The organism is Chlorobium phaeovibrioides (assembly GCF_003968655.1).
GTDB classification, from domain to species: domain Bacteria; phylum Bacteroidota; class Chlorobiia; order Chlorobiales; family Chlorobiaceae; genus Chlorobium; species Chlorobium phaeovibrioides.
The window spans coordinates 32,504-56,756 of the sequence record NZ_RXYK01000005.1 but is presented as its reverse complement, the minus strand read 5'-3'; the positions used below and the strand labels follow the sequence as shown (position 1 = coordinate 56,756).

Genomic DNA, 24,253 nt, shown 5'->3' with positions numbered 1-24,253 from the left:
GGTCAGTCGAGTATGGGGTCATCCTCAAGCGCGCCCCCATGAAGCCGTATGTGCGGAAAATGTGATTCCGAGGTCCGTTCCACCCAGACATCACTTCCTTTTTCGAATCCGGTTTCGTTCTCCTCCACCGAGAGGCGGTTTTTCGCCAGTGCCGTTATCTCCTGCAGAATAGCGGCATGAAGACGGTCCTCCTGTGTTGCCGTGTCGTCGCTCATTTTCGACAAAAGGCTCTCCATTTTTTCCGTTGCCACCTTTCCTATGCTCCAGTAGAGTCTTGTGGTGCTGTGTTCTGTTTCTTCTATAGACATAATAAATTTGTGGTTGCTTGTTTGGAGGAAATCTCTTTTTGTGTATACTTGAATGTTCTTTTAGCACTCATCGTTTCCGAGTGCTAACAAAAGGGAACAGTCAGTAACAATACCTGATAGTATCGTACGATTAATCTGAAACTCAAACAAGAGAAAGACAATGAACCTGAAACCTTTAGCTGATCGAGTTATTGTGAAGCCCGCCCCCGCAGAGGAAAAAACAAAAGGTGGCCTGTACATTCCCGATACCGGAAAGGAAAAACCGATGTACGGTGAAGTTGTTGCCGTAGGCGCGGGAAAAATGTCCGATAGCGGGCAGCTGCTTGAAATGCCTGTGAAGGCCGGCGACAAAGTACTCTATGGTAAATATTCCGGAACCGAAGTGAGTGTTGAGGGGGAAGATTACCTCATCATGCGTGAGTCGGACATTTTTGCAATTCTGGGCTGATAGAACAGTTTTTTGAAATTCAACAACCTTTACTGGAGGAAAGTTAAACAATGACTGCCAAAGATATTCTTTTCGACGCCGACGCCAGGGCAAAACTTAAAGTTGGCGTGGACAAACTGGCCAATGCCGTGAAAGTAACCCTCGGACCTGCCGGCCGCAATGTGCTTATCGACAAAAAATTCGGTGCACCGACCTCAACCAAAGATGGCGTTACCGTTGCCAAAGAGGTTGAGCTTGAAGACGCAATCGAGAACATGGGAGCACAGATGGTTCGTGAAGTTGCTTCCAAAACCAGCGATGTAGCCGGTGACGGAACCACCACTGCAACCGTTCTTGCACAGGCAATCTACCGTGAGGGCCTGAAGAATGTTGCCGCAGGCGCCCGCCCGATTGATCTTAAAAGAGGCATCGATCGTGCCGTCAAAGAGGTTGTTGCCGAGCTCCGTACCATCAGCCGCAGCATTTCCGGAAAGAAGGAGATTGCACAGGTAGGTACCATTTCCGCCAACAACGATCCTGAAATCGGCGAGCTCATTGCCGAGGCCATGGACAAAGTCGGCAAAGACGGCGTCATCACCGTTGAAGAAGCAAAGGGAATGGACACCGAGCTGAAAGTTGTTGAAGGCATGCAGTTCGACCGCGGCTACCTCTCCCCCTACTTCGTCACCAATTCGGAGTCAATGGAAGCCGAGCTCGACGATGCGCTGATTCTCATTTACGACAAGAAGATCAGCAACATGAAAGAGCTTCTTCCGATTCTTGAGAAAGGTGCACAGTCCGGCCGTCCGCTGCTTATCATTGCAGAAGACATCGAGGGCGAGGCACTTGCAACGCTTGTGGTCAACAAGCTGCGCGGCACTCTGAAAGTATGCGCCGTCAAGGCTCCTGGCTTCGGCGACCGCCGCAAGGCCATGCTTGATGATATTGCCATTCTGACCGGCGGTACCGTCATTTCCGAGGAGAAAGGCTACAAGCTGGAGAACGCCACAATCAACTACCTTGGCCAGGCTGCCCGCGTCTCTCTCGACAAGGACAACACCACCATTGTTGAAGGCAAAGGTACCCAGGAAGAGATCAAGGCCCGCATCAACGAGATTAAAGGCCAGATCGACAAGTCGACTTCCGACTACGACACCGAGAAGCTGCAGGAGCGCCTTGCAAAACTTTCAGGCGGCGTTGCCGTCCTCAATATCGGTGCATCCACCGAAGTTGAGATGAAAGAGAAGAAGGCCCGCGTTGAAGATGCGCTGCATGCAACCCGCGCTGCCGTACAGGAAGGCATTGTTGTTGGTGGCGGTGTTGCGCTCATCCGTGCCATCAAAGGCCTGGACAATGCAAAGCCCGACAATGACGACCAGAAGACCGGTATTGAAATCATCCGCCGCGCTCTTGAAGAGCCGCTTCGCCAGATTGTTGCCAACACCGGCACCACCGACGGCGCTGTTGTGCTTGAGCATGTGAAGAACGGCGAGGGTGATTATGGCTTCAACGCCAGAACCGAGCAGTACGAGAACCTTGTTGAGGCCGGCGTTGTCGACCCGACCAAGGTGACCCGCAGCGCTCTTGAGAATGCAGCATCAGTTGCAAGCATTCTTCTGACCACTGAAGCCTGCATTACCGACATCAAGGAAAACACTCCTGACATGCCGGCAATGCCTCCGGGCGGAATGGGTGGAATGGGCGGCATGTACTGATCCCGCTTTTCCCATTGTTCTCTTACAGGCCAGCCTTCGGGCTGGCCTTTTTTTTGTTATTTTCATTCCGTAAATCCTTGACCAATTCAGTTTTCAGCAGCATATGAAAGCAGTAGTACTTCTCAGCGGAGGGATGGACAGCCTTGTCACCACCGCCATAGCCCATAATGAGGGGCTTCAGCTTGCCGCCATGCATGTCAACTATGGCCAGCGGACCTGGCAGCGGGAGCTGGAATCGTTCCGGAGCATCGCCGGCCATTACGGTATCGGGGAACTGCTTGAAGTCAATGCCGATTTTCTCGGAACCATAGGCGGCTCCTCACTGACGGACCACACCATGGCTGTCAGCGGAGCCGACCTACAGGGCACCGCCATCCCGACAAGCTATGTCCCCTTCCGTAATGCATGTTTTCTCTCCATGGCTGTCAGCTGGGCGGAGGTTATCGGTGCACAGAAGCTTTACATCGGCGCGGTTGAGGAGGACTCTTCCGGCTATCCCGACTGCCGGAAAGTGTTTTACGACGCCTTCAACAAAGTTATTGAGCTGGGCACAAAACCCGAAACCGGAATAGAAATCCTGACCCCGCTGATTGCCATGCAGAAGGCCGGTATTGTTGAAAAAGGGATGGAGCTCGACGCACCGTTCCATTACAGCTGGTCGTGTTATAAAAGTGAAGGAAAAGCCTGCGGTGTATGCGACAGCTGTGCCCGCCGTCTCAGGGCTTTTGAACTTGTGGGGGTTCGTGACCCGATTGACTATAATGTCCGTCCACAGTATATTCATTGATGTCATAGTCACATAGTCGCCTTATTGGATAGTTTCGTCAGGAAGTAAACCGCCCCTTCTTATGAATTCTCCCACGCTTTCTCCTCCGCCATCCTCTTCATTGGCTCTGCGTTTCTCACTCTCCTTCGCACTTGTGGGGCTGATATGGCTTACGGGCCTTGCGGGCCATTTCACTCCATGGCTTGAGTGGCCGGCACTGTTTGTGTATGTGGCAGGCTCATTGGGTCTGGTGCTGTTTCTCGGCAGAACCGGTACAGGCCGTCAAGAGATATGGCTGGCGGGCGGCAATGCGGGCCGCTCCCTTTACTGGGGAACCCTTGCCGGAGCCGTGCTCTTCATTATGGACATAACCAATACCATCCTTTACTACAAAAGCGGCGGAGCACCGATGGTGGAGATGGAGAGGCTTCTCGTGCACCGTTCACTGCTCTATCTTTTCCCGATTCTTATTCTTGCCGAAGAGTTTCTCTGGCGCGGGGTGATGTTTTCATCGCTGATTGAAAAAGGCGTCAACCCCCATCTCACCGTCCTGTTGACCACCATCCTCTATGCGCTGAACCATTTTGCCGTTGCGCCGGTTGGCATGAGGGAACGGGCGCTCATGGCCATGATGGCTGTTCCCATTGGTGTGCTTGGTGGCTACCTTGTCCTTAAAACCCGAAATGTATGGGGAAGCGTTATTGTCCATATGATAACCATGGTCGCCATGGTCCTTGACATTTTTGTAATTCCGCAACTTCTCTTTAATCCCTGACCGAGCTCCACTCATGACCGAAAACAGAATTACCGCACTGCTCCGTCAGGATAAAAAGCTTCTGCTTGCCTATTATATGCCTGAGTTCCCCGTTGCGGGTGCAACGCTTCCGGTGCTTGAAGCACTTCAGGAGAGCGGGGCGGACATCATCGAGCTGGGCATCCCGTTTTCTGATCCGGTCGGCGACGGGCCGGTGATACAGGAGGCGGCCCACAGGTCGATAGCCAACGGGGTGAGTCTTCACCGGCTGCTTGATATTGTTGGCCGGGCACGCAGGGGAGAGGGGTGCAGGAAAATAACCGTTCCCATTCTTCTGATGGGGTACTGCAACCCGCTGATTGCCTATGGCGGGGACTGTTTTCTCACCGATGCCACCGAAGCGGGTGTTGACGGACTGCTTCTGCCCGACCTTCCCCCCGAAGAGGCCGGTGAGTTCCTGGAACGGGCCAAAGCGTTCAGTATGACGGTGGTGTTCCTGATTTCACCCGTCACCCCACCGGAACGAATCGAAATGATTGATGGCATGTCCACTGATTTTTCCTACTGTCTGGCAGTCAACGCCACAACAGGAACCGCCAAGCTGTCGGAAGGCGACACTGAAGCTTCTGTTGATGAATACCTGAAACGGGTTCGCCGGCACACGAAAAAGAAATTTGTAGTCGGGTTCGGCATCAAAGACCGCGAAAGGGTAGAGCATATGTGGAGGTTTGCCGATGGAGCAGTTGTTGGAACCGCACTCTTGCAGAACATTGCTTCGGCCGGAACGCCTCAGGAGGCCGCCCGTCTTGCCGGAGAGTTCTGGCGCACATTGCGCTGAGGGGGGCTGGCATTTCAATGGAAAAAACCGCTGCCGGTTTGCCGACCGTCGACATCATCATTCCCCACTATCTAAGGCGCGACATGCTGGAACGCTGTCTGAAGGCGCTTCGTGACACCGGCTACCCGTCAATGCACATTATTGTTGTTGACAATGGCGGGAGCCTTCCCGGCCTGGCTCCCCTTATTGATGACTATCCCAATGCATCCCTTTTCAGGCTTCCCGAAAACAGGGGGTATGCCGGGGGCTGCAATGAAGGGCTGAGGCACGCTACGGCAGACTTTGCAGTATTGCTGAACGACGACACGCTTCCCCGGCCCAACTGGCTCCATCCTCTGGTTGAAGCGGCACTTGCCGACCCGTCCGTTGCCGCACTGCAGCCAAAAATTCTTTCCACCAAACGAGTGGCCGGGCCAAAACGGATGTTTGACTATGCCGGTGCTGCTGGAGGTATGCTGGACCGTCTTGGCTATCCCTACTGTCTTGGACGGACAATGACCGGGGCTGAAACCGACCGCGGCCAATATGACGAGCCACGGGATATTTTCTGGGCATCGGGAGCCGCAATGTTTGTCCGTCGCTCGGCTGTGGTGGAAGTTGGCGGTTTTGACGAGGACTTTTTCATGCACATGGAAGAGATTGATTTGGCCTGGCGGCTCCAGCTTGCAGGGTACAAGGTCCGCTCTGCCCCCGATTCAGTAGTGCTGCATGAGGGCGGTGCATCGCTTGGTGAGGGCTCTCCTGAAAAAGTGTTTTTCAACCATCGCAACAACCTGCTGATGCTCCTGAAAAATCGGGGAGGCGCGGCACTGCCGGGAATTCTCCTGCTTCGTTTTTTTATGGAACTGGCCGCTGCCGCCTATTATCTCACCCGTTACCCCGGGGGGCTCAGGAAAGCCGGCTCCGTTTTCAGGGCAATGGGGGAGGCGATGCTTCTCATCCCGGAAACGCTCCGAAAACGGCGCCGTGTTCAGTCCATGAGAACAGTCGGGGAACATGCCATTTTTTCCCGCATGCCATTCTTTCAGCTGCTCCGCCGCTGAGGCATCTCAGTTCTTCTTGGGGAGATGAGCATGCCGTATCAGGTCTTCGGCCGCCTCAACAATACTCTCTTCGACCGGCTTGAAGGTCAACCCCAGTTCCTGCTGAATTTTAGCATTGCTGTAATGCACGCTGCGCCCTATATGGGTCCGGATGAATGTCCCCGTGTTTTTCGGCTGTGTCCATGAAAGTACCCTCATCACTGCCGTTCCCGCACGCCCCGACAAATCAAGTTTCGGGAGCGGGTAGCTGCTGAATCCCGAAGAACGGAGCAGATGGACAAGGTCGCGCATGTGCAGCTCTTTTGCGGAACAGATATAGCGCCCGGAAGCTTCAGGGGTCTGCATGGCAAGAATATGGGCTTCGGCCGTATCGCGAACATCAACAAACCCCCAGTTGAGGTCCATGATGCCGGGATAGACTCCGCTCATGATATCGCGGATCATGCCGTTGGTTGTATTGAGGCCGGGGCCAAGGGACGGGCCCGTCACCATCGAGGGGTTGATGCACACAAGGCTGAACCCCGGCTTTTCCTTTTCCATGAACTCCCATGCAGCCCGTTCTGCCATTGTTTTGGCGAAATGGTAGGGATTTCTCTTGAGGGAGGACCGGGTGTTCCAATCCTCTTCATTTATAACCCTTGAGCTGTCGGGCTCATCGGTAATTGCAGCGACCGATGAGGTCAAGACGACTCTCCTGACAGAGGGAGTCTTCATTGCAGAGGCAAGCACCTGCAGAGTTCCTTTTATGGCCGGATCCACCAGATCCCGTTGCGGGTTTTTGACATTGATGACATAGGGGCTGGCTGTATGCATCACGGTACTGCAGCCCTGCAGGGCCTTGTTGAAAGAACCTTCGGTGAGCAGGTCGGCTGTAAAGAGCTGAAGGTGCGTGCCGGCTCCCGGCATACTGGAAAGAAATGGATATGCGTCCGGGCTTTTTCTGACGGTACCCCTTACGAGGCAACCGGCTGCAAGCAGTTTCTGAATGATATGGGCGGCAATATAGCCAGATGCGCCGGTTACACAGACGGTGTGTTGCATAGTCGTCCTTTTGTAAGTTGGTTTTTAATTGAGATGCATCTACCTTGTTTCACCCGAACAAATTTTCAATCATCGTTACCCTCTCTCTCGCCATGCTTCTTTTTTCTGTAGCAATCATCTGCGGACTCTTCATTCTTATGTGGAGTGCCGACAAGTTCATCGATGGATCAGCAGCGCTTGCCGACCATTTCGGGATGCCGTCTCTGCTCATCGGTATGCTGGTTGTGGGCTTTGGTACTTCAGCTCCTGAAATTGCAGTGTCGGTTCTCGCCTCGCTTGAGGGGAACCCCGATCTGGCTCTGGGCAACGCCTATGGTTCAAACATCACCAATATAGCGCTTGTTCTGGGACTCACGGCACTCATCAGCCCGATTGTGGTCGAGTCCGGCATTCTTCGAAAAGAACTTCCCCTGCTTGCCGCCATTGCAGCTGTTTCAGCGCTCCAGCTCTATGATGGAGAACTCTCCATGATTGATGCTCTTGTGCTCCTCACCCTTTTCTGCAGCATGCTGGGGTGGACATTCGTAGTCGGGTTGCGGAAAAAACGGGACGCTCTCAGCGAAGAGATTGAGCAGGAACTTCAGGAACACTGCATGCCGCTCAGCAAGTCGCTCCTGCTGGTTGGCAGCGGTCTGGTTCTTCTTATTGCAAGCTCACGAATGCTTGTATGGGGCGCAGTCGGCATTGCCGATATACTTGGAGTGAGCAATCTGGTTATCGGCCTCACTGTTGTGGCAGTGGGCACATCGCTGCCGGAGCTGGTTACCTCAATTATTGCAGCACGAAAAGGCCAGCACGACATTGCGCTTGGCAATGTTCTTGGTTCCAATATGTTCAACCTGATGATTGTGGTAGGTATTGCCGGAGTCATCCATCCGTTTCCTGTCAACCCTGAAGTTATTGACCGCGATATACCCGTGATGGGACTTCTGACAATCTCGTTGTTTTTCTTTGGGTTCGGCTTTCGCGGCCCCGGAACAGGGAAAATCAACCGTCTTGAAGGGGCTATTCTGCTCTCCGTCTACATAGCCTACATATCCTACCTTGCGCTCACGGCATTTCAGGGGAGTTGAGAGGGAGGAAATGCATCCCGGTTTTCAGCCTCCGAGAGGCTCGGCATGGATGATGACCCTGCAGGCCAGAGGAATGGCCTGATAAAGAGCCCCCTCAAGACGGCTTGTCAGCTCATGGACATCTTCCATGAGAACATCTTCCTGAAACGAACAGTGCAGGGTGATGAACCGTTTCTCTTTTTCCGTTTTCAGAATCGTGATGTCGTGCACATCGGCAATGGCCGGGATGGTGGCTGCCGCATCAACGATAACTTTTCTCAATGCAGCCTCTTCATCTTCAGGCAGGGGGGTGGTACGCCGTTCTTCACAGCGGAGAGGGTCGAGATGGATGCAGATTTCAGGGTTGCCATCAAACTCCCTCCGCAATTCATCTTCAAGGAGGGTGACCGCCTGATGCGCCTCTTTTATTTTCAGGCGTTGGTCAACTTCAACATCAAAGGTAATATGGCGTGCCCCGTCGTTGAAATTGGTGGCAATGTTATGGGCATGCAGCCCATGGTTCAGGCCGATGACATGCACCCGTTCAGCAATGGATTCTCCCGTCAGGGCAACTGGATGGGTATGGATGGTCATGTCCGCCACAGGGAAGGCACCATGCACTTTTTCTTCAATGGCCGTACAGATGTCCCGGACCTTTTCAACCGAAAGCGTTCTGTTGACGGCAACGCTCATTTCAATGAACACCTGCGGACCCGTAGGCTTGACACGGATTTTTTTTATTCCTATGACGCCGGGAACCGTTTTTGCAAGCTCTTCGGCCCGTTCCGCAATGCCAACAGGCGCAGCATCGGTCAGAATGTCGATGGTTTTTTTCCCTAACTGGAATGCGGCCCGGGCCACAACAACCGCCACAACGATACCGGCGGCAGCATCAGCCCAGAATATGCCGTTCGAGACAAAGAAAAGCCCGATGAGAACCACCGCGGAACTGAGAATATCGGAGCTGAAGTGAAGCGCATCCGCCTCAAGGGCTGTGCTGTTGGTTTCCTTTGCCACTCTACTGAGTGCCCGGGCTCTTGAAAAGTCGACAACGATGGAAGTGAGCATGACGGCTATGGCATACCATGTCACCTCAACTTCAGCCTCTCCTCCAAGCAGCCGTTCTGTTGCTGCGGAAATGATCCAGCCGCTTGTCAGAAGGAGCAACCCCGTTTCAACAAGGGCAGTAATGCTTTCCACTTTGGCATGGCCATAATGGTGTTTGCGGTCGGCAGGCTTGCTGCTCATACCAACGGCAACCCAGGTCATTGCGGCGGCCCCGAAATCAAGCAGCGAGTGTGCCGCTTCCGAAAGAATGCCGATACTGCCCGTCATAAGACCGGCCACCAGTTTCAGGACAGTGAGCAATGCGCTGGCCAGAACTGAACTGAATGCGACCCGCTTTTTTTTCTTGTTTGCGTCCATGGTGACCCATAATACTATTATTCCCTCACCCATCATAATCTGCCGGCGGCTCCAGTTTCGGAGCTCCCATTGGGGGTGAGGGGGGGGGGGAGGAATTTTTTTTACTATTTTGATTTTCAGACCATTGCAAATGGTTATCAAATTTTTTACCCCGAGGAAGATGAAGATTGGAATCTCGTGCCAGCATACCTATGGAGGCAGCGGCGCTGTTGCCACAGAACTGGGCAAGGCTCTTGCCCTTAAAGGACATACAGTCCATTTTTTCAGTCAGTCGGCCCCGTTCCGGCTGGGTGCATTTTCCTCCAACATCCACTACCATGAAGTGGAGGCGATGCATTATCCGCTCTTTGAGTGCCCCTTCCACTCACTTGCACTTGCATCTAAAATTGCGGAAGTGGCTTTTTATGAAAAGCTCGATGTCGTTCATGCCCATTACGCCATTCCCCACGCCATGAGTGCAATGCTTGCCCGCCAGATGCTGGAGGACAAGTGCCCCCAACGCGACTGTTTTCGTCTCGCAACCACACTGCACGGAACCGACATAACCGTTGTGGGAGCCGACAGGGGAATGCACGACGCGGTTCGCCTTGTCATCAACAAGTCGGACGGAGTGACGGCGGTGTCGCAGTATCTCAAGGATGAGACTGTGAAAATGTTCAGCCCGAAGCAGGAGATAGAGGTCATTCACAATTTCGTCGATACGGAGGTTTTCCGGCGGATAGCGGCCCCCGATATTCTTCGCCAGCTTGTGCCGGGAAAGGGAAAAACGGTGATACACATTTCGAACTTCCGTCCGGTGAAACGGATTTCAGATATAGTCAGCGTGTTCCACCGACTGACGCAGCAGCTTGATGCCACCTTGCTGATGGTTGGTGACGGCCCTGAACGAAGTGAGGCAGAAACAGAGGTTCGCCGTCTGGGTATAGCAGACAGAGTGCATTTTTTGGGGAAAATCGACGATATCGTTCCACTGCTTTCGGTATCAGATCTTATGCTGATGCCAAGCGATGCGGAATCTTTCGGACTGGCAGCCCTTGAGGCCATGGCATGCGGTGTTCCGGTGATTGTTACCAGTGCCGGCGGCTTTCCGGAATTTATTGAACAGGGGCGGCACGGATATCTCTGCCCGCCGGGAGACAGAGAGGCCATGACGGAAAAAGCCCTGCTGCTGCTTGCTGACGGAAAGCACTGGCAGGAGTGTTCAGAGGCATGCGTTCAGCAGGCAAAGCAGTTTGAGACGGTAAGGCTGGTTGACCGGTACGAAGCCTTTTATGAGCGGCTCCTCGGATAGGAAGAAAAAATCCTCATCAGCCGGAGAGCATATGCTTCAGGCTGATGGGGACGCTGTATCTGCCGGAGCAGCAGTACTCAGTACCGCTTTGTTGAAAGCAGGACCGGCCGGTACTTTTCAAGGTTCTCAAGAACCTCTCCCGTTCCCCGGGCAACTGCAGTCAGCGGGTCTTCGCTGATGTGAACCGCAAGGTTGGTCTCTTCATTGATTTTTTTGTCAAGCCCCTTGATGAGTGCGCCGCCGCCAGCAAGAAAGAGACCTCTTTCAAGAATGTCGGAGGAGAGTTCCGGTTTTGTGACCTCAAGACTTTTCTTGATGGAGGCGATAATCTGGCTTATTGGTGTGGCAATTGCCTCCCTTATGGTGGGGGAGTTGACTTCGCGCTCTTCAGGAAGTGCCGTGACGAGGTTCCTTCCCCTCACCGTCATGGTCAGCTCCTTGTCAAGCTTGTAGGCCGAAGCAATCTTTATTTTCACATCCTCTGCAGTCCGTTCGCCAATGGCAAGGTTGTAGGCTTTGCGGAAATGCCGTATGATTGCACTGGTGATATCAGTTCCCGCAACTCTGAGCGACTCTCCCGATGCAATGCCGCCAAGCGAGATGACAGCAATTTCCGTTGTTCCTCCGCCGATATCAACAATCATGTTTCCCATCGGTTCCTTCACATCCAGTCCTATGCCGATAGCTGCCGCCATAGGCTCAGCCACCAGGTAGACCTCTTTTGCCCCCACATGCTCGGCCGAGTCCCGTACAGCCCGTTTTTCAACCTCAGTGATGCCAGAAGGAATGCCGATCACCATGCGCCGTATGCCGAGGGAGAACTGACTTTTTGTTTTCAGAATGAGACCCTTGATGAGCTCTTCAGTTGCTTCATAATCAGCAATGACGCCACTGGCAAGAGGGCGGATGGTGACAATTCCGGGATGGGTTTTTTCATGCATGAGCAGGGCCTCCTGGCCAATGGCAACCACTTTTCCTGTGTTGCGGTCGCGGGCTACTATTGAGGGCTCATTGAGAACCACACCTTTATCGCGTATGAATATAAGGGTATTTGCCGTTCCGAGGTCAATGGCGACATCGCGGAACAGGGTATTGAAAAGGCTCATGGCGGGGTTGGATCGTGATGAAGGAATTGTTCTGTTTGTTTGCGTGGCTTACTGCTCCAGCAGTTTTCAGCTATAATGGTACTATAAATATAATAAACTACTAAAGTATGTAATGCTGTTTTTTTTCCAAATCAAAAAGGTGTTTTCATCATCATCCGCTCTCCGGCAGCGGGTATTTCGATAAATGACCGCATTGCTTACATTATGGGCAATGAACCGGCCCCCATAGAGTCACCAAACAAGAAACCTGTGCTGAAAATTTTCCCTTTTGCCGACAACCCCGATGCGCTGATGGCGCACCTCTCCCGCACTGTCTCTTTTGACGACACGGTACAGAAGGCTGTTGATGAGATTCTCCAGGCTGTGCGCCAGAGGGGCGACGAGGCGGTTCTTGATTATACCGAGAAGTTTCAGGGCTTCAGGCCCGAAAGCATGAAGGTATCGCCCGAAGCCATACGGCGCGCCCGGGAGGAGGCGGATCCGGAATTCATCAGCACCCTCAAGGAAGCCTACGGCAATATTCTGGAATTTCACCGCCATGAGGTGGAAAAGAGTTTCTTCTATGAAGGCGAGGGCGGTGTGCTGCTCGGCCAGCGGGTTACCCCGATGCAGCGGGCACTGCTCTATGTGCCCGGAGGCAAAGCGGCCTATCCTTCATCGGTTCTGATGAATGCCGCTCCTGCCCGGGTAGCGGGAGTGGGCGAGATTGCAATGACAACGCCCTGCGACAGCACAGGAGAGGTCAGCAGCCATATTCTTGCAGCTGCTTCTGTTGCCGGCATTTCCTCCGTCTACAAACTTGGCGGAGCGCAGGCCATTGCCGCATTTGCATATGGGACACAGAGCATCGAAAAGGTCGACATCATTACAGGCCCCGGCAACAAATTCGTGGCTCTGGCAAAGAAAGAGGTGTTCGGTCATGTTGCAATCGACAGCATTGCCGGCCCCTCAGAGGTTGTCATTATTGCTGATGCCAATGCCAACCCCGACTATATTGTGCTTGACCTGTTCGCGCAGGCGGAACATGATGCTGACGCCTCTTCTGTTCTTATTACACCGTCCGCTTCTCTTGCAGAGCGCGTAGCCGCCATTGCAGGCGAACGGATAGGGGGGATGCTCCGCCGGGAGGTTATTGAAGCTTCGCTTCGCCAGAACGGCGCCATTATTCTTGTCGACTCCCTTGATGAAGCCGCACGGGTCTCCGACATGCTTGCTCCCGAGCATCTGGAGCTGCATGTGAACCACCCCTGGGAGCTGCTCCCCTCACTCAATCATGCTGGAGCAATTTTCATGGGCAGCTCTTCATGCGAAACCGTAGGCGACTACTATGCAGGGCCCAACCATACCCTTCCCACCAACGGAACAGCACGCTTCTTTTCACCACTCTCCGTGCGTGATTTTGTGAAGCACACCTCCATTATCGCATATTCACAGCAGCAGCTGCTTCGCTGCGGGGAGCGGATAGCCGACTTTGCCGATCGCGAAGGGCTTCAGGCTCACGCCGAGGCAGTCAGAATAAGGCTTGCAGGAAAATGAAGGTTTCGGATTTCGATTATTCCCTGCCAGAAGAGAGGATTGCAAAATATCCCCCCGACAACAGGGGGGCCACACGCCTTCTCGTGCTCAACCGCCATACCGGCAGTGTGCAGCATGCCCGATACTCCAACCTGGAGGCTTTCCTTGGGCACGGTGACCTGCTTGTCATCAATACCACCAAGGTGGTGCGGGCGAGGCTGTTCGCAGTCAAACAGACAGGAGCCGCAATTGAGCTGATGCTCCTTGAAAAACATGAAGGACCCCAGAACCTCGCCCTCTACCGTGGCCGTCTGAAACAAGGCGACAGGCTGCTCGCCCACGGACATGAACTCATTGTCGAGGAACTTGCAGGCCAGGGCGTTGCCCGTCTTTCTGTTGAAGGCATCGAGAGCGTGCACGCCCTCTTTCAGAACTATGCCGAGGTGCCCATTCCGCCATACCTGAAGCGCGACGCCGAGGCAGTCGACCGGGAACGCTACCAGACCGTTTTCGCCGAGCATCCCGGTTCCGTAGCCGCCCCCACAGCCTCACTCAACATGACGCCAGAGCTTCTCCTGAAGCTGGAAAAGGGCGGAGTGGCAACCGCCGGCATGACCCTGCATGTAGGGCTTGGAACCTTTCTCCCCATCAGGACCGAGACGATGGAAGAGCATGTCATGCATCGTGAATTCTACTCAATCCCCGCCCGGACAATTGAGCAGATACACGAAACGCGCCGCTCAGGCGGAAGGGTAGTTGCCCTTGGAACCACCGTTACGAGAGCTCTTGAACATGCAGCCACCCGGATATCAGCGTTTTCAGGTTCTGACCCGCTTGTGGGTGAAGCGGACATATTCATTCATCCCGGATATTCTTTCCAGACAATCGACGCGCTGCTCACCAATTTTCACGCCCCCCGTTCCACCGTACTCATGCTCACCGCCGCCTTTGCCGGAGCTGATCATCTTCGTGCCGCATACCGTGAAGCGGTTGAAAAGCGGTATGACTTCCTCAGTTACGGCGACAGTATGCTCATCTCTTGATGCCCATGCGCGAGAAGGCTTAAAAAAGAGATGCCAACAGGTCTCTCCAGCCTTACGATGTAAGGACCGGGGCATCCGGCCAATGCCGGTAATTCTTGGTTTTCCAGAATCGCGGTCGTATTTTCAAGGTTCAGTTTATTTCATTCCTCTCTACGACTTTCAACCATACTATCCGGAGATTGACTTTATGAGTCTTGTAAGCCAGTACCGAGCACATACCCAGGAGCGCGCACAGCAGGGGATTCCTCCGCTTCCGCTCACAGCCGACCAGACCCGTGAACTTGTGGAGCTGCTGAAACAGCCCGCCGTTGCAGAAAAAGACTATCTCCTGGAACTCTTCCGCGAGCACATCAGCCCCGGTGTTGATGACGCTGCATTTGAAAAAGCCGCCTTTCTTGATGCTGTCCTCAAAGGCGAGGCACCATGCACCGTCATCAGCGGAGTGGAAGCTGTCCGGATTCTGGGCACAATGCTTGGCGGCTACAATGTCAAGCCGCTCATTGACGCGCTTTCCCACAGCGACTCAGCCATTGCCGCCGAAGCTGCCGAAATGCTCAAGAAAACGCTTCTGGTTTATGATTCATTCGATGTAGTCGTCGGGCTTGCCAAAACCAACAGCTATGCCAAAGAGGTGCTGGAATCGTGGGGACGGGCCGAGTGGTTCACCTCAAGACCCAAGGTTGCTGAAAAACTGACCCTGACCGTCTTCAAGGTACCGGGTGAAACCAATACCGACGATCTTTCTCCTGCCGGTGAGGCCTTCACCCGTAGCGATATTCCCCTCCATGCATTGAGCATGCTCGGTTCCAAAATGGATGATCCCATCGGTGTCATTGCCGGACTGAAAGAAAAAGGCCATCCGCTCGCCTATGTAGGTGATGTGGTCGGTACCGGTTCAAGCCGTAAATCAGGCATCAATTCAGTACAGTGGCATCTTGGAGAAGATATTCCCGCCGTACCCAACAAACGGACCGCCGGTGTTGTCATCGGAAGCATCATTGCTCCCATTTTCTTCAACACAGCCGAAGACTCCGGAGCACTGCCGATTCAGGCTGATGTGTCCGACATGGAAACCGGCGATGTGATTGATGTATTCCCTTATGCCGGAGCCATAGAGAAGAACGGCAAAGTGATTGCCAGTTTCAGCATGTCCCCCAACACCCTTGGCGACGAGGTTCGTGCCGGTGGCCGTATTGCTCTCATCATAGGGCGCACACTGACGAAAAAAGCACGACTGGCCCTTGGCCTTGGTGACGACGACATTTTCCAGTCGCCCGAACAGCCAGCCGACACCGGCAAGGGATACACGCTTGCACAGAAAATGATAGGAAAAGCATGCGGTCTGAAAGGTGTAAGGCCGGGCATGTATGTAGAGCCTGAAACCCTCACGGTCGGTTCACAGGACACAACCGGCGCCATGACCCGTGATGAAGTCAAGGAACTTGCCGCCCTCAGCTTCAGTTCCGATCTCTTCATGCAGAGCTTCTGCCACACGGCAGCCTACCCCAAACCCTCCGACATCAAACTGCACCGCAGTCTGCCCTATTTCGTTATGAGCCGCGGCGGTGTTGCCCTTCGCCCGGGTGATGGCGTCATCCACACATGGCTGAACCGCATGGTACTGCCCGATACGCTCGGTACCGGTGGCGACTCCCATACCCGTTTCCCGATTGGCGTATCCTTCCCTGCAGGTTCTGGCCTTGTTGCATTTGCCGGTGTTACCGGAACCATGCCCCTGAATGTTCCCGAGTCCGTTCTTGTCCGTTTCAGCGGTGAAATGCAGCCGGGAATCACTCTTCGCGATCTCGTCAATGCCATTCCCTATGTTGCCATCAAGCAGGGTCTCCTGACAGTTGAAAAGAAAGGGAAGAAGAATGTTTTTGCAGGTCGTGTCCTTGAAATCGAAGGACTTCCGCAGCTCAAGGTTGAGCAGGCATTTGAGCTCAGCGACGCATCAGCAGAGCGGAGTGCGGCTGCCTGTACAGTCAGGCTTGACAAAGAACCGGTGATCGAGTATCTCAGCTCCAATGTGAAGCTGCTCGAACAGATGATTGAAGATGGTTACGGTGACGCCGACACCATCCGCCGCCGCATCGGCAAAATGCAGGAATGGCTTGACAGCCCCTCACTTCTGGAGCCGGATGCCGATGCAGAGTATGCTGCAGTGATTGAAGTCAACATGAGCGACATCACCGAGCCGATCCTCTGCTGCCCGAACGATCCGGACGATGTCATGACGCTTGGCGAAATTCTTCTTGATGATAGCCGCCCAAAACAGATTGACGAAGTGTTTGTAGGTAGCTGCATGACCAACATCGGTCACTTCCGTGCACTTGGCGAGGTACTCAGAGGCAGAGGGCCGGCAGCCTCAAAGCTCTGGGTTGTTCCACCCACCAAAATGGACATGAAGCAGCTGATTGAAGAAGGATATTATTCAGTCTTCGGCGCAGCCGGAGCCCGTACTGAAATACCCGGATGCTCGCTCTGCATGGGTAACCAGGCCAGAGTTGCCGACAACGCAGTTGTTTTTTCCACCAGCACCAGAAACTTCGACAACAGAATGGGTGCAGGAGCACAGGTCTATCTTGGTTCAGCCGAACTTGCCGCCGTGTCCGCACTGCTTGGCCACTTGCCGAACCGGGATGAATATCTGGAGATTCACAGCCGTCAGCTCTCCGGCGACAAGGCTGAAGACATCTACCAGTACCTGAACTTCCACAAGCTTGGAAAAGAGGAACTTGAGATGCTGGTTGACTGATAAAATTAAAAAAAAGATTTGTGGCGGGATATGGAATATTTTGCATATTCCGCCATACAGTGGGTTTTTTATCTCACTGTTTTTTTTTACTATTCTATAGCTGAAGAAGCTGTCTATCAATCAACTAACACAAACGACAAACGAACAATGAAAAAACTTTTCATTTTCCTGTTCCTCCTTAGCTCAGTTTCATTTGTGGGCTGCGCAAAAACCGAAGCACCTGTAGAAGCTCCGGCAACCGAAGAGGCTGCTCCTGCTATGGACGCACCTGCAACAGAAGAGGCCGCTCCTGAGATGGAAGCACCTGCTGCTGAAGAAGCTGCACCTGCTGCTGAAGGCAACTAATAAGATTCCCTTATACGGAGTCTTGTGATTAAAAGAGGCTGACCTTATAATGGGGTCGGCCTCTTTTTTTTTGCTCCCCACCCACCCATATCGGCCCCCATCTCCCATCACCCGCTGTTTGTCAAGTATTGCGTACTCTGGGCTCTCATATCCATGAGGCGCGAGTGCGCCGCAAGCAAATACTTCCCGGCCTGCACTGTGACCCTCCCCCCCCTTGGCTCTACACTCTGGTTTTTAAGCTATAGCAGTTCCGCCGGCTCCCATCGGTGCAGTAAGTACACTCAGTCATGAGTGTCCCCAACTTTTAGTTGTTGTTTTGTTGGGGGTTGGGGTTTGTTTGGTGTGGGGGAATGCATATTTTTCCTTGAATGATTTACCGTTAACAAGTTTGCAGTTGTCGTATGAGTAACCGGAACAGCTTTGTTGGGCAGGTGGGCGCGAAAGCGGCGTATAGACTTTTTATGCTGCTCGGGGTGCTGGTTCGTGCTGTGCCGAGGGGTGTATCGAACAGTGTTGCGCATCGTATCGGCGACTTTGCGTTCAGTGTGCTTCGTATTCGTCGTGCTCTTGTTGAGGGGAACCTTGCCCTTTCCTTCCCTGATAAACAGCAAAAAGAGACCCGCCGGATGGCGCGGCAGGTGTATCGCAACCAGGCCGAGAACTTCATTGAGGTGCTTCGCATTCCTCTTGTAAAAAACAGAGAGGATGCTAAGCGTCTTATTACTATTGATGCGGGTGATTTTCTCAGGCTGACCCGCGACCGGGGCAAAGGCGCGGTTCTGGTATCAGCTCACTTTGGTAACTGGGAACTGCTTGGCCTCTGTGTCGGTATGCTCATCTCTCCGCTCACCATTATAGTGAAGCGGCTTCGTAACCGCGAGATAGACCTCAAGATAAACGAGTGGCGAAGCCTCCGGGGCAACCGCATGGTCCATACCCACAACTCTCTTCGTGAAGGGCTCAGAACCCTCAAAAGCGGTGGTATTCTAGCCATCCTTGCCGATCAGTCCGACCCGGAGGAGACCTTTTTTGCCCCTTTTCTTGGTCGCACAACCTCAGTTGTTCTCGGACCGGCTTTCTTTGCTCTCAAAGCAGAGGTCCCCTTGTTTCTCGGGGTCAGCTACCGCACCGGCAAGGGCCGTTACACGGTTGAGATGAAAGAAATCCCAACCGATGGCCTTACAACAGCCAAAGAGGATGTAGAGGAACTTGCCCGCCGCTACACCAAGGAACTTGAGGCGTATATCTACCGCTACCCGGAAGAGTGGTTCTGGCTGCATAACCGGTGGAAGCGGACTAGGCCTGGTGATGTTGATCCCATGTCAGTGAAGGCTGGCTGAAGCGTATCGTATGTTGAGCGAAATGTGGTATATTATACGCCTATGTACCTGAAATCAACAGTGAAAGCTTCCATATGGTGTGCCTTACTTCATGTAACTGAAGGGGCGGAGCAATTGAATTGAAAATGCGTTTAGCCTATATCACGCGGGTCCTGGTACCATCAAGGGCAGCACAGTCCATGCAGATAGCTAGCATGGCAAAAGCTTTTGCTGAAGAGTTGGGTGATGATTTTTTTTTGCAGTGCGGTGGTAAGCCGGTGGGGGATGAGCCCTATAGTCGCAGGATGCTTGCTTTGGATGGAAGCGGATCGCAACGACACTTGGCCGCATGTCTCTCGGCGGTACGCCTGTCATTGACTGACAGACGGGATACCGTTGTTTATACGCGCGATATTGCTGTGGCGTTCACGGCGATTCTCCTTGGAAAACAGGCTGTATATGAGGCACACAAGGCGCCTGTGGGGAGCGTGCCAGCCCGCATACTCCGCTGGCTCGGTGCTTCAAAGCGTTTTCGCCTGGTGGTAATCTCCGGGGTCCTTGCGGATTATTATGCAAAGCGTTACGGCATTCCTGACGCCCGACTCCTTGTTGCACATTCGGGCGTGTTTCCTGGGTCTTATGAATCCCTTCAGAGTATCCCAAAGTCCGTGCTGCGTTCCGATCTCGGATTACCGTTGAACGCTTTCATCGTCGTTCATACCGGAAGCCTCTACCGGGGACGGGGAGCAGAGCTTTTTGAGCAGGTGGTGCGTAGCGGCGAGGATGTGCTGTTCGTGCAGGTTGGTGGCGAGCCGGATGATATTTTCTACTGGAAACGCTACTATCAACAGCGAGGGCTTTCAAACATCCAGTTTGTTGACCGTCAGCCGTCCGATACTGTTAGACGCTATCAGGTGGCTGCCGACCTATTGTTTTACATGATCACTACTGATACCCCAACCTACTGGTGTTGCTCGCCGTTGAAGCTGTTTGAGTATATGGCGAGTGGAACCCCGATTCTTGGTTCCTGCATCGGTTCAATAAAGGAAATACTCAATGAGAATAATGCATGGTGTTTCAGCCCGGAGCGTCCGGATGGCATCAGAGCCTCCATTGCTGACTTTCGGAGGGATACAGCGCTAGCGAATCGGAAGTCCGCAACAGCGTTGCAACAGGCTCGCAAGAAGTATTCCTGGGGCGTCAGGGCGCAACGGATCATCGACTTCTGCAACGAAGGTAGTGAAAGATAGTGGCCAGCCTTTCCTATGATGAAGCGCTGGAGCGGTTTCAGTCACTCATGGTCGGATGCACGAATCACGGTATACGGGTTCGTTCGCATCAAATTTTCCATCTCATCCGCACTAATGGGTCGGGAGCCACAGCATCCTGGGTGCGGTTGAAATCTGTGTCTGCTTTCCTTGCGCACATGGTGCTCGCATTGGTATCAATGGTTTCACTGATTCGTTTGCGGCTTTCCTGCCATGACTGTTCCGGCCATTTTCAAGTTGATCTGCTTGCAACAACAGGGATTGATTACCGGTCGGCTGCCATTGACAACCTCCTTGCTCCCAGCCGCACAGCTGTTTTTTTCCATTCAGGTAACCTTTGGGGTAGCGTAAAGTCACTGAGGAGGAAGGAGGCACCGGTCTATATTGAGTCCCTTGTTGCATTGGTATTGGTTTTCCTGCGTCCCTTGCACCGCTTCCAGGCATCCAGTTTGGCCCGGAAGAGTGGACTTCCGGAGTTCATGCATCGTGAGGGGTTGCAGGGTGCATTGTCGGTTGCTGTTGCTGAACAGGTATTCCGCTATGTTCGTCTCCGGCGACTCCTGATGATTGATGACCTGCGCAATGTTGCAGTGCTCTGCTTAGCAGCACGCCGCCAGGGCATCAGAACGGTTGGATACATGCATGGCAAGTTCAACCGCTTTCATGTGGGCCTTTTGGTCGAGCCGTTTGATTACTACCTCGTCTGGAATGGATATTTCGCAGGAAAAATCCAGGAACTCTGGGGTGGGCAGTATCCAGGGCAGATCGGCATTGTAGGTCTGATCAGGGCCGATGCTGCCGGCTGGGCAGCAAAGCGACTTCCGCCTCGCCCTTGTGTGCTTTGGCTTGATGAGGATCTAATCTCGTTTTCACAAGTAGCCCCATATCTCAAGGCGATGGCCGTGGCGCAGGATCTTTCGGTTATCGTCAGGCTCAAGCCCGGTAGGCGACCCGAAGCAGCACTTATGGAAATGGGCTGTCAGTTGGACACTGCAACAAGCTTTTACGAGTCGGTTGTAACCCACCGTGCAATGGCCGTTGTAGGAAGCCATTCAACGGCTCTACTTGAAGCTCATCTGTTCGGCGCTGTTCCTGTCAGCATCCGGACAGGGTTGGGTTACGGTGAGGAATTGGTGGCAGATCGTCTGGTTCATGCATGTGACAGCCCTGACGAACTACTTGGCCTGTTGAATGGATTGCTGGACGGGCATCCTGAACACAAAGAGCAAGTGCAGCTTTCGCCCTTGGCTCAGCTAGCCCCATTCAATCCCGGATTTGTATCGTCAATTCTTGCACAAGAAGGATTTTCCTTGGTATGAACATCATCTCCCCCTTGAAGGAACTCGTCCTGCAGGTTGTCACCACCCCGTCGTTCAATGCGGAGAGCTGGTCCTACGATGATTACTGGCTGAAAAAACGCGGTGTGAGCATGGGCGTCGCCAATGAGTACCAGCTTGACCGGGCTCGGTGGATTGCCGGAGTCGTCAAACCCGGGGATTCGGTGCTCGACCTCGGTTGCGGGGACGGAGCCGTTCTTATCGCACTTCGCGAACTCGTTGCCGTTGAGGTTTCAGGGGCGGACATCTCCGACTATGCCCTCAGCCACCTGGGCGACAACGGCATCCATGCCCTTAAATGCGACCTGTCAGACCCTGCCGCCCTAAAGACACTGCCCCAAGTAGACCACATCCTTCTCCTGGAGACTCTAGAACACCTTCCCCAGCCTGAAGAGCTCTTGCTTAATGTCATGGCGAAAGCCAGGAAATCGGTCATTTTCAGTGTACCCAATACGGGCTATATATCCTATCGGCTAAGGATGCTGTTCGGGCGTTTCCCTGTGCAATGGAGGGTCAATCCCGGTGAGCACCTGCGATTCTGGACATGGCGCGACCTTCACTGGTGGCTTGGCGAGCTGGGGCTGCTCAAAGGCTCACGCATTAATGCTTATCAGGGGATTCCGGTCCTGAACAGGATCTGGCCGGCACTGTTCGGTGCGGCCCTTATTGCAAGGGTAGAGGTAGCATGAGGATCCTCTTTCTCACATACTCGGGTCGCCCCGACAACGGCTACGATGTAGTCGGCGCCAATGTCGCTCGCGGCCTTGTTAAAGATGGTGGTATGGAGGTCGATACCTATGCCTTAGCCGTCAACAATCCCTCCATTACTGACCGCAACTGCCTCGGATCGATTTCCGTCCTTCGTTTCGGGTGGGTTGCCACGCTCCATGATGTCTTGTTGCTCCTTTTCAAATGCAGGGGGCGGGAGTATGATCTGATTCATTGCAATGTCGAGCATTTCGCCCCTGTGGCGATGCTGCTTTCAACGCGCTGGCGTGTTCCCTATACGGTTACCGTGCACGGTACCTACGGAGTGGTCCTCCCGCGGAGAAAACGCATGTTCAAGACCTCCTTTGAACGGGCGGCCGCGCTTATCTGCGTAAGCGACTATACCGCTCAGCGGGTGCAGAATGAGGGTATAAACGCTCACTATAAGGTTATCCATAATGGGGTTGATACCACCGTGTTCAGTCCAGGTAACCCAGCAAAAAAAGAGAACCCGATTACCTTTATCGGCAACCTGAAGCGGAGGAAAGGCTTTCCGTTTCTGCTTGAAGCTCTATTGAAGGCCCGGCAGGACGGTGCCGCATTTCGTCTTGCGGTGGTGGGTCGCATCGGCAATGACGAAGAAGGTCTGATCAACAAGGGGCTCAAGGCCGGACTTGATATCGAGCTGACAGGCCCGGTGTCAACAGAAGAGCTTGTCGGGTACTACCGGCGGGCGAAGCTCAACATCCTCCCCTCATTCTCAGAACCTGAATACTTCGAAGGGTTCGGGCTTGTTCACCTTGAAGCCAATGCCTGCGGGACCCTTACGGTCGGAACGCGTGATTCGGGAAACGCCGAGGCCATTCTCTCAGGCAACGGCTATCTGGTCGACTACGGTGATGTGGAGACACTCGCAGGCATCGTTACAGCAACAATGCAGGAGGACAGTCCCGAACGATTGATGCCTGCACACAGTGGCCTACGAGACTGGAAAGTGGATGCGGGCGAGTATGCCTCCATGTTTCGTACACTCTTGATATCTCAAGCATGAGCGTTTTTCCGGCAATTATGGTTATGTTTTCCATACTGTTTCTCGGCGTTGGTGGATTCCTTGCGCTGAAGAGGGCGCCCTCTTCAAGAGATTCCGTTGCGGCCATAGCGGCGCTCTCTATTGGCTATGTGCTCATGTACTTGACAGTCAGCCCGCAGGTTGCGCAGGACAGGACAAGCTATTACGGATTTTACCAGGCAGCAGACTGGGGATGGTTATGGCGGCATGTTGCCTGGTCGCACGACCTTATTTTCGATGATCTCCTCTCCGTTTTGCATTATCTGATCCTGCCTGACGGCATGAGCTTTATGTGGTTCTCTGCTGTCTTTATGGCTTCTGTCGTGCTGCTTTATCTCGGGGTCCTGCTCCTGGTAGCAAGACATGGGTTTCTTCAGCTCAAGCTTATTCCGCTTGTCCTGCTGTGCGTTTTTTGTGACAGGCTGTTTGTCGATGCCATCTTCAATGCTACCCGCGGTACCCTCAGCGCTTCCATGTTCATCATCGGCCTGTTTACCGGAGGGTGGCCGTTACTGCTGCCTGCCCTGCTCGCCTCCTTTGGATTCCATGGGAAAATGTTCCTGATGACGGCGGCAGCAGCCCTGCTCAGCCTGCTCGTCCGCATCAGGCGGCAGTGGCTCCTCTCTTTTTTTCTCATTGCCGTAACGGTCTTTCTGCTCCGTTTGGTGTATCCGTATCCCATTACAGCACTGTTGGCATTGTTTGGGCTTCAGCCGGAGACTGTCGGCGCCTATCCCTACGACAATATCTTCGAAGGGGTGCATCGAGGCTTTCCCCTCTCGTTCAGCATGCTCGTCCAGATTCTGCTTGCCATTCTCGTTCCAGTTACATTGATAGCTGGCGGTATGCGCTCGGTCATCCTGAATGAGAAGAGCGGAGAGGTTGCAGGGAAGAGTATCGCCTCCCCTCGCTGTATGTTTGACATTGTGCTTGTTGTCACAGGCTGTGCGCTTCTCTTCTTTCCGGAGTTCGGTCTTGCTCAACGGCTTTTCGTTTTTCCCATGATGCTGCTTCCGCTGTTTCTCTCCGAACAGGGGCTTCGGGTGCTTCTACTGGTGAAGGTGCCTGTTTTTGCGGCTGTCATGCTTGGTACTCATTGGCATACCTTGATTCCCCGATAGTGTA

22 protein-coding genes are annotated in these 24,253 nt (G+C 53.5%); 18 read left to right on the top strand and 4 right to left on the bottom strand.

The window, feature by feature from the left end:
- Positions 1 to 2: 2 nt before the first annotated feature.
- The gene (locus EKD02_RS04730) at positions 3 to 308 is read right to left on the bottom strand and encodes a hypothetical protein (protein WP_011889834.1); all 306 of its coding nucleotides are present in this window, start codon (positions 306 to 308) and stop codon (positions 3 to 5) included.
- Between the two features lie 160 nt (positions 309 to 468).
- On the opposite strand from EKD02_RS04730, the gene groES reads away from it, so the two are divergent.
- From groES to EKD02_RS04700, 6 genes are all read left to right on the top strand, one after another.
- Entirely contained in the window at positions 469 to 756 is a 288-nt protein-coding gene (groES, locus tag EKD02_RS04725; RefSeq protein WP_011889835.1) for a co-chaperone GroES, read from the top strand.
- A gap of 50 nt (positions 757 to 806) precedes the next feature.
- A complete protein-coding gene (gene groL / locus EKD02_RS04720; protein ID WP_011889836.1) occupies positions 807 to 2,450 on the top strand; it encodes a chaperonin GroEL in 1,644 nt (547 codons plus the stop codon).
- A gap of 103 nt (positions 2,451 to 2,553) precedes the next feature.
- The gene (gene queC / locus EKD02_RS04715) at positions 2,554 to 3,237 is read left to right on the top strand and encodes a 7-cyano-7-deazaguanine synthase QueC (RefSeq protein ID WP_126384091.1); all 684 of its coding nucleotides are present in this window, start codon (positions 2,554 to 2,556) and stop codon (positions 3,235 to 3,237) included.
- A 61-nt stretch (positions 3,238 to 3,298) separates the two neighbouring features.
- On the top strand, positions 3,299 to 3,991 hold the full coding sequence (locus EKD02_RS04710) for a CPBP family intramembrane glutamic endopeptidase (protein ID WP_126384088.1): 693 nt from the start codon (positions 3,299 to 3,301) through the stop codon (positions 3,989 to 3,991).
- 13 nt (positions 3,992 to 4,004) lie between these two features.
- Complete coding sequence (gene trpA / locus EKD02_RS04705) at positions 4,005 to 4,808, top strand: tryptophan synthase subunit alpha (RefSeq protein ID WP_126342476.1); 804 nt, start codon at positions 4,005 to 4,007, stop codon at positions 4,806 to 4,808.
- 17 nt (positions 4,809 to 4,825) lie between these two features.
- Positions 4,826 to 5,851, top strand: a complete 1,026-nt coding sequence (locus EKD02_RS04700; protein WP_126384085.1) for a glycosyltransferase family 2 protein — start codon at positions 4,826 to 4,828, stop codon at positions 5,849 to 5,851.
- A gap of 6 nt (positions 5,852 to 5,857) precedes the next feature.
- On the opposite strand, the gene EKD02_RS04695 is transcribed toward EKD02_RS04700, so the two are convergent.
- Positions 5,858 to 6,892 carry an SDR family oxidoreductase gene (locus tag EKD02_RS04695; protein ID WP_126384082.1) on the bottom strand — a complete coding sequence of 345 codons (1,035 nt, stop codon included), beginning with the start codon at positions 6,890 to 6,892 and terminating at the stop codon, positions 5,858 to 5,860.
- 44 nt (positions 6,893 to 6,936) lie between these two features.
- Here EKD02_RS04695 and EKD02_RS04690 point away from each other — a divergent pair, with 44 nt between their 5' ends.
- Positions 6,937 to 7,965: a calcium/sodium antiporter gene (locus EKD02_RS04690; protein WP_244924398.1), complete on the top strand. Its 1,029-nt coding sequence runs from the start codon at positions 6,937 to 6,939 to the stop codon at positions 7,963 to 7,965.
- Between the two features lie 24 nt (positions 7,966 to 7,989).
- Here EKD02_RS04690 and EKD02_RS04685 read toward each other — a convergent pair whose 3' ends face one another.
- Positions 7,990 to 9,405, bottom strand: a complete 1,416-nt coding sequence (locus EKD02_RS04685; RefSeq protein WP_342352898.1) for a cation diffusion facilitator family transporter — start codon at positions 9,403 to 9,405, stop codon at positions 7,990 to 7,992.
- A 124-nt stretch (positions 9,406 to 9,529) separates the two neighbouring features.
- Between EKD02_RS04685 and bshA the strand changes: the two genes are divergently transcribed.
- Entirely contained in the window at positions 9,530 to 10,660 is a 1,131-nt protein-coding gene (gene bshA / locus EKD02_RS04680; RefSeq protein ID WP_126384076.1) for an N-acetyl-alpha-D-glucosaminyl L-malate synthase BshA, read from the top strand.
- Positions 10,661 to 10,737: 77 nt separating this feature from the next.
- Here bshA and EKD02_RS04675 read toward each other — a convergent pair whose 3' ends face one another.
- The gene (locus EKD02_RS04675) at positions 10,738 to 11,766 is read right to left on the bottom strand and encodes a rod shape-determining protein (RefSeq protein WP_011889845.1); all 1,029 of its coding nucleotides are present in this window, start codon (positions 11,764 to 11,766) and stop codon (positions 10,738 to 10,740) included.
- Positions 11,767 to 12,015: 249 nt separating this feature from the next.
- On the opposite strand from EKD02_RS04675, the gene hisD reads away from it, so the two are divergent.
- The 10 genes from hisD (at position 12,016) to EKD02_RS04625 (ending at position 24,249) form a co-directional block, all read left to right on the top strand.
- Complete coding sequence (gene hisD, locus EKD02_RS04670) at positions 12,016 to 13,302, top strand: histidinol dehydrogenase (RefSeq protein ID WP_439329065.1); 1,287 nt, start codon at positions 12,016 to 12,018, stop codon at positions 13,300 to 13,302.
- Complete coding sequence (gene queA / locus EKD02_RS04665; protein ID WP_126384070.1) at positions 13,299 to 14,324, top strand: tRNA preQ1(34) S-adenosylmethionine ribosyltransferase-isomerase QueA; 1,026 nt, start codon at positions 13,299 to 13,301, stop codon at positions 14,322 to 14,324. The genes hisD and queA overlap by 4 nt, the downstream gene beginning before the upstream one ends.
- A gap of 187 nt (positions 14,325 to 14,511) precedes the next feature.
- A complete protein-coding gene (gene acnB, locus EKD02_RS04660) occupies positions 14,512 to 17,082 on the top strand; it encodes a bifunctional aconitate hydratase 2/2-methylisocitrate dehydratase (protein ID WP_126384067.1) in 2,571 nt (856 codons plus the stop codon).
- A 30-nt stretch (positions 17,083 to 17,112) separates the two neighbouring features.
- Positions 17,113 to 17,427: a hypothetical protein gene (locus tag EKD02_RS10150; RefSeq protein WP_244924397.1), complete on the top strand. Its 315-nt coding sequence runs from the start codon at positions 17,113 to 17,115 to the stop codon at positions 17,425 to 17,427.
- Positions 17,428 to 17,828: 401 nt separating this feature from the next.
- The gene (locus EKD02_RS04650) at positions 17,829 to 18,767 is read left to right on the top strand and encodes a lysophospholipid acyltransferase family protein (RefSeq protein ID WP_126384061.1); all 939 of its coding nucleotides are present in this window, start codon (positions 17,829 to 17,831) and stop codon (positions 18,765 to 18,767) included.
- 179 nt (positions 18,768 to 18,946) lie between these two features.
- Positions 18,947 to 19,996 (top strand): glycosyltransferase family 4 protein, encoded by a 1,050-nt coding sequence (locus tag EKD02_RS04645; RefSeq protein ID WP_185805697.1) that lies wholly within the window; start codon positions 18,947 to 18,949, stop codon positions 19,994 to 19,996.
- On the top strand, positions 19,996 to 21,333 hold the full coding sequence (locus tag EKD02_RS04640) for a hypothetical protein (protein ID WP_126384054.1): 1,338 nt from the start codon (positions 19,996 to 19,998) through the stop codon (positions 21,331 to 21,333). Before EKD02_RS04645 ends, EKD02_RS04640 begins: the two co-directional genes overlap by 1 nt.
- Positions 21,330 to 22,040 carry a class I SAM-dependent methyltransferase gene (locus EKD02_RS04635; protein ID WP_126384051.1) on the top strand — a complete coding sequence of 237 codons (711 nt, stop codon included), beginning with the start codon at positions 21,330 to 21,332 and terminating at the stop codon, positions 22,038 to 22,040. The genes EKD02_RS04640 and EKD02_RS04635 overlap by 4 nt, the downstream gene beginning before the upstream one ends.
- Positions 22,037 to 23,110: a glycosyltransferase family 4 protein gene (locus EKD02_RS04630; RefSeq protein ID WP_126384048.1), complete on the top strand. Its 1,074-nt coding sequence runs from the start codon at positions 22,037 to 22,039 to the stop codon at positions 23,108 to 23,110. The genes EKD02_RS04635 and EKD02_RS04630 overlap by 4 nt, the downstream gene beginning before the upstream one ends.
- Complete coding sequence (locus tag EKD02_RS04625; RefSeq protein ID WP_126384045.1) at positions 23,107 to 24,249, top strand: hypothetical protein; 1,143 nt, start codon at positions 23,107 to 23,109, stop codon at positions 24,247 to 24,249. The genes EKD02_RS04630 and EKD02_RS04625 overlap by 4 nt, the downstream gene beginning before the upstream one ends.
- Positions 24,250 to 24,253 lie beyond the last annotated feature (4 nt).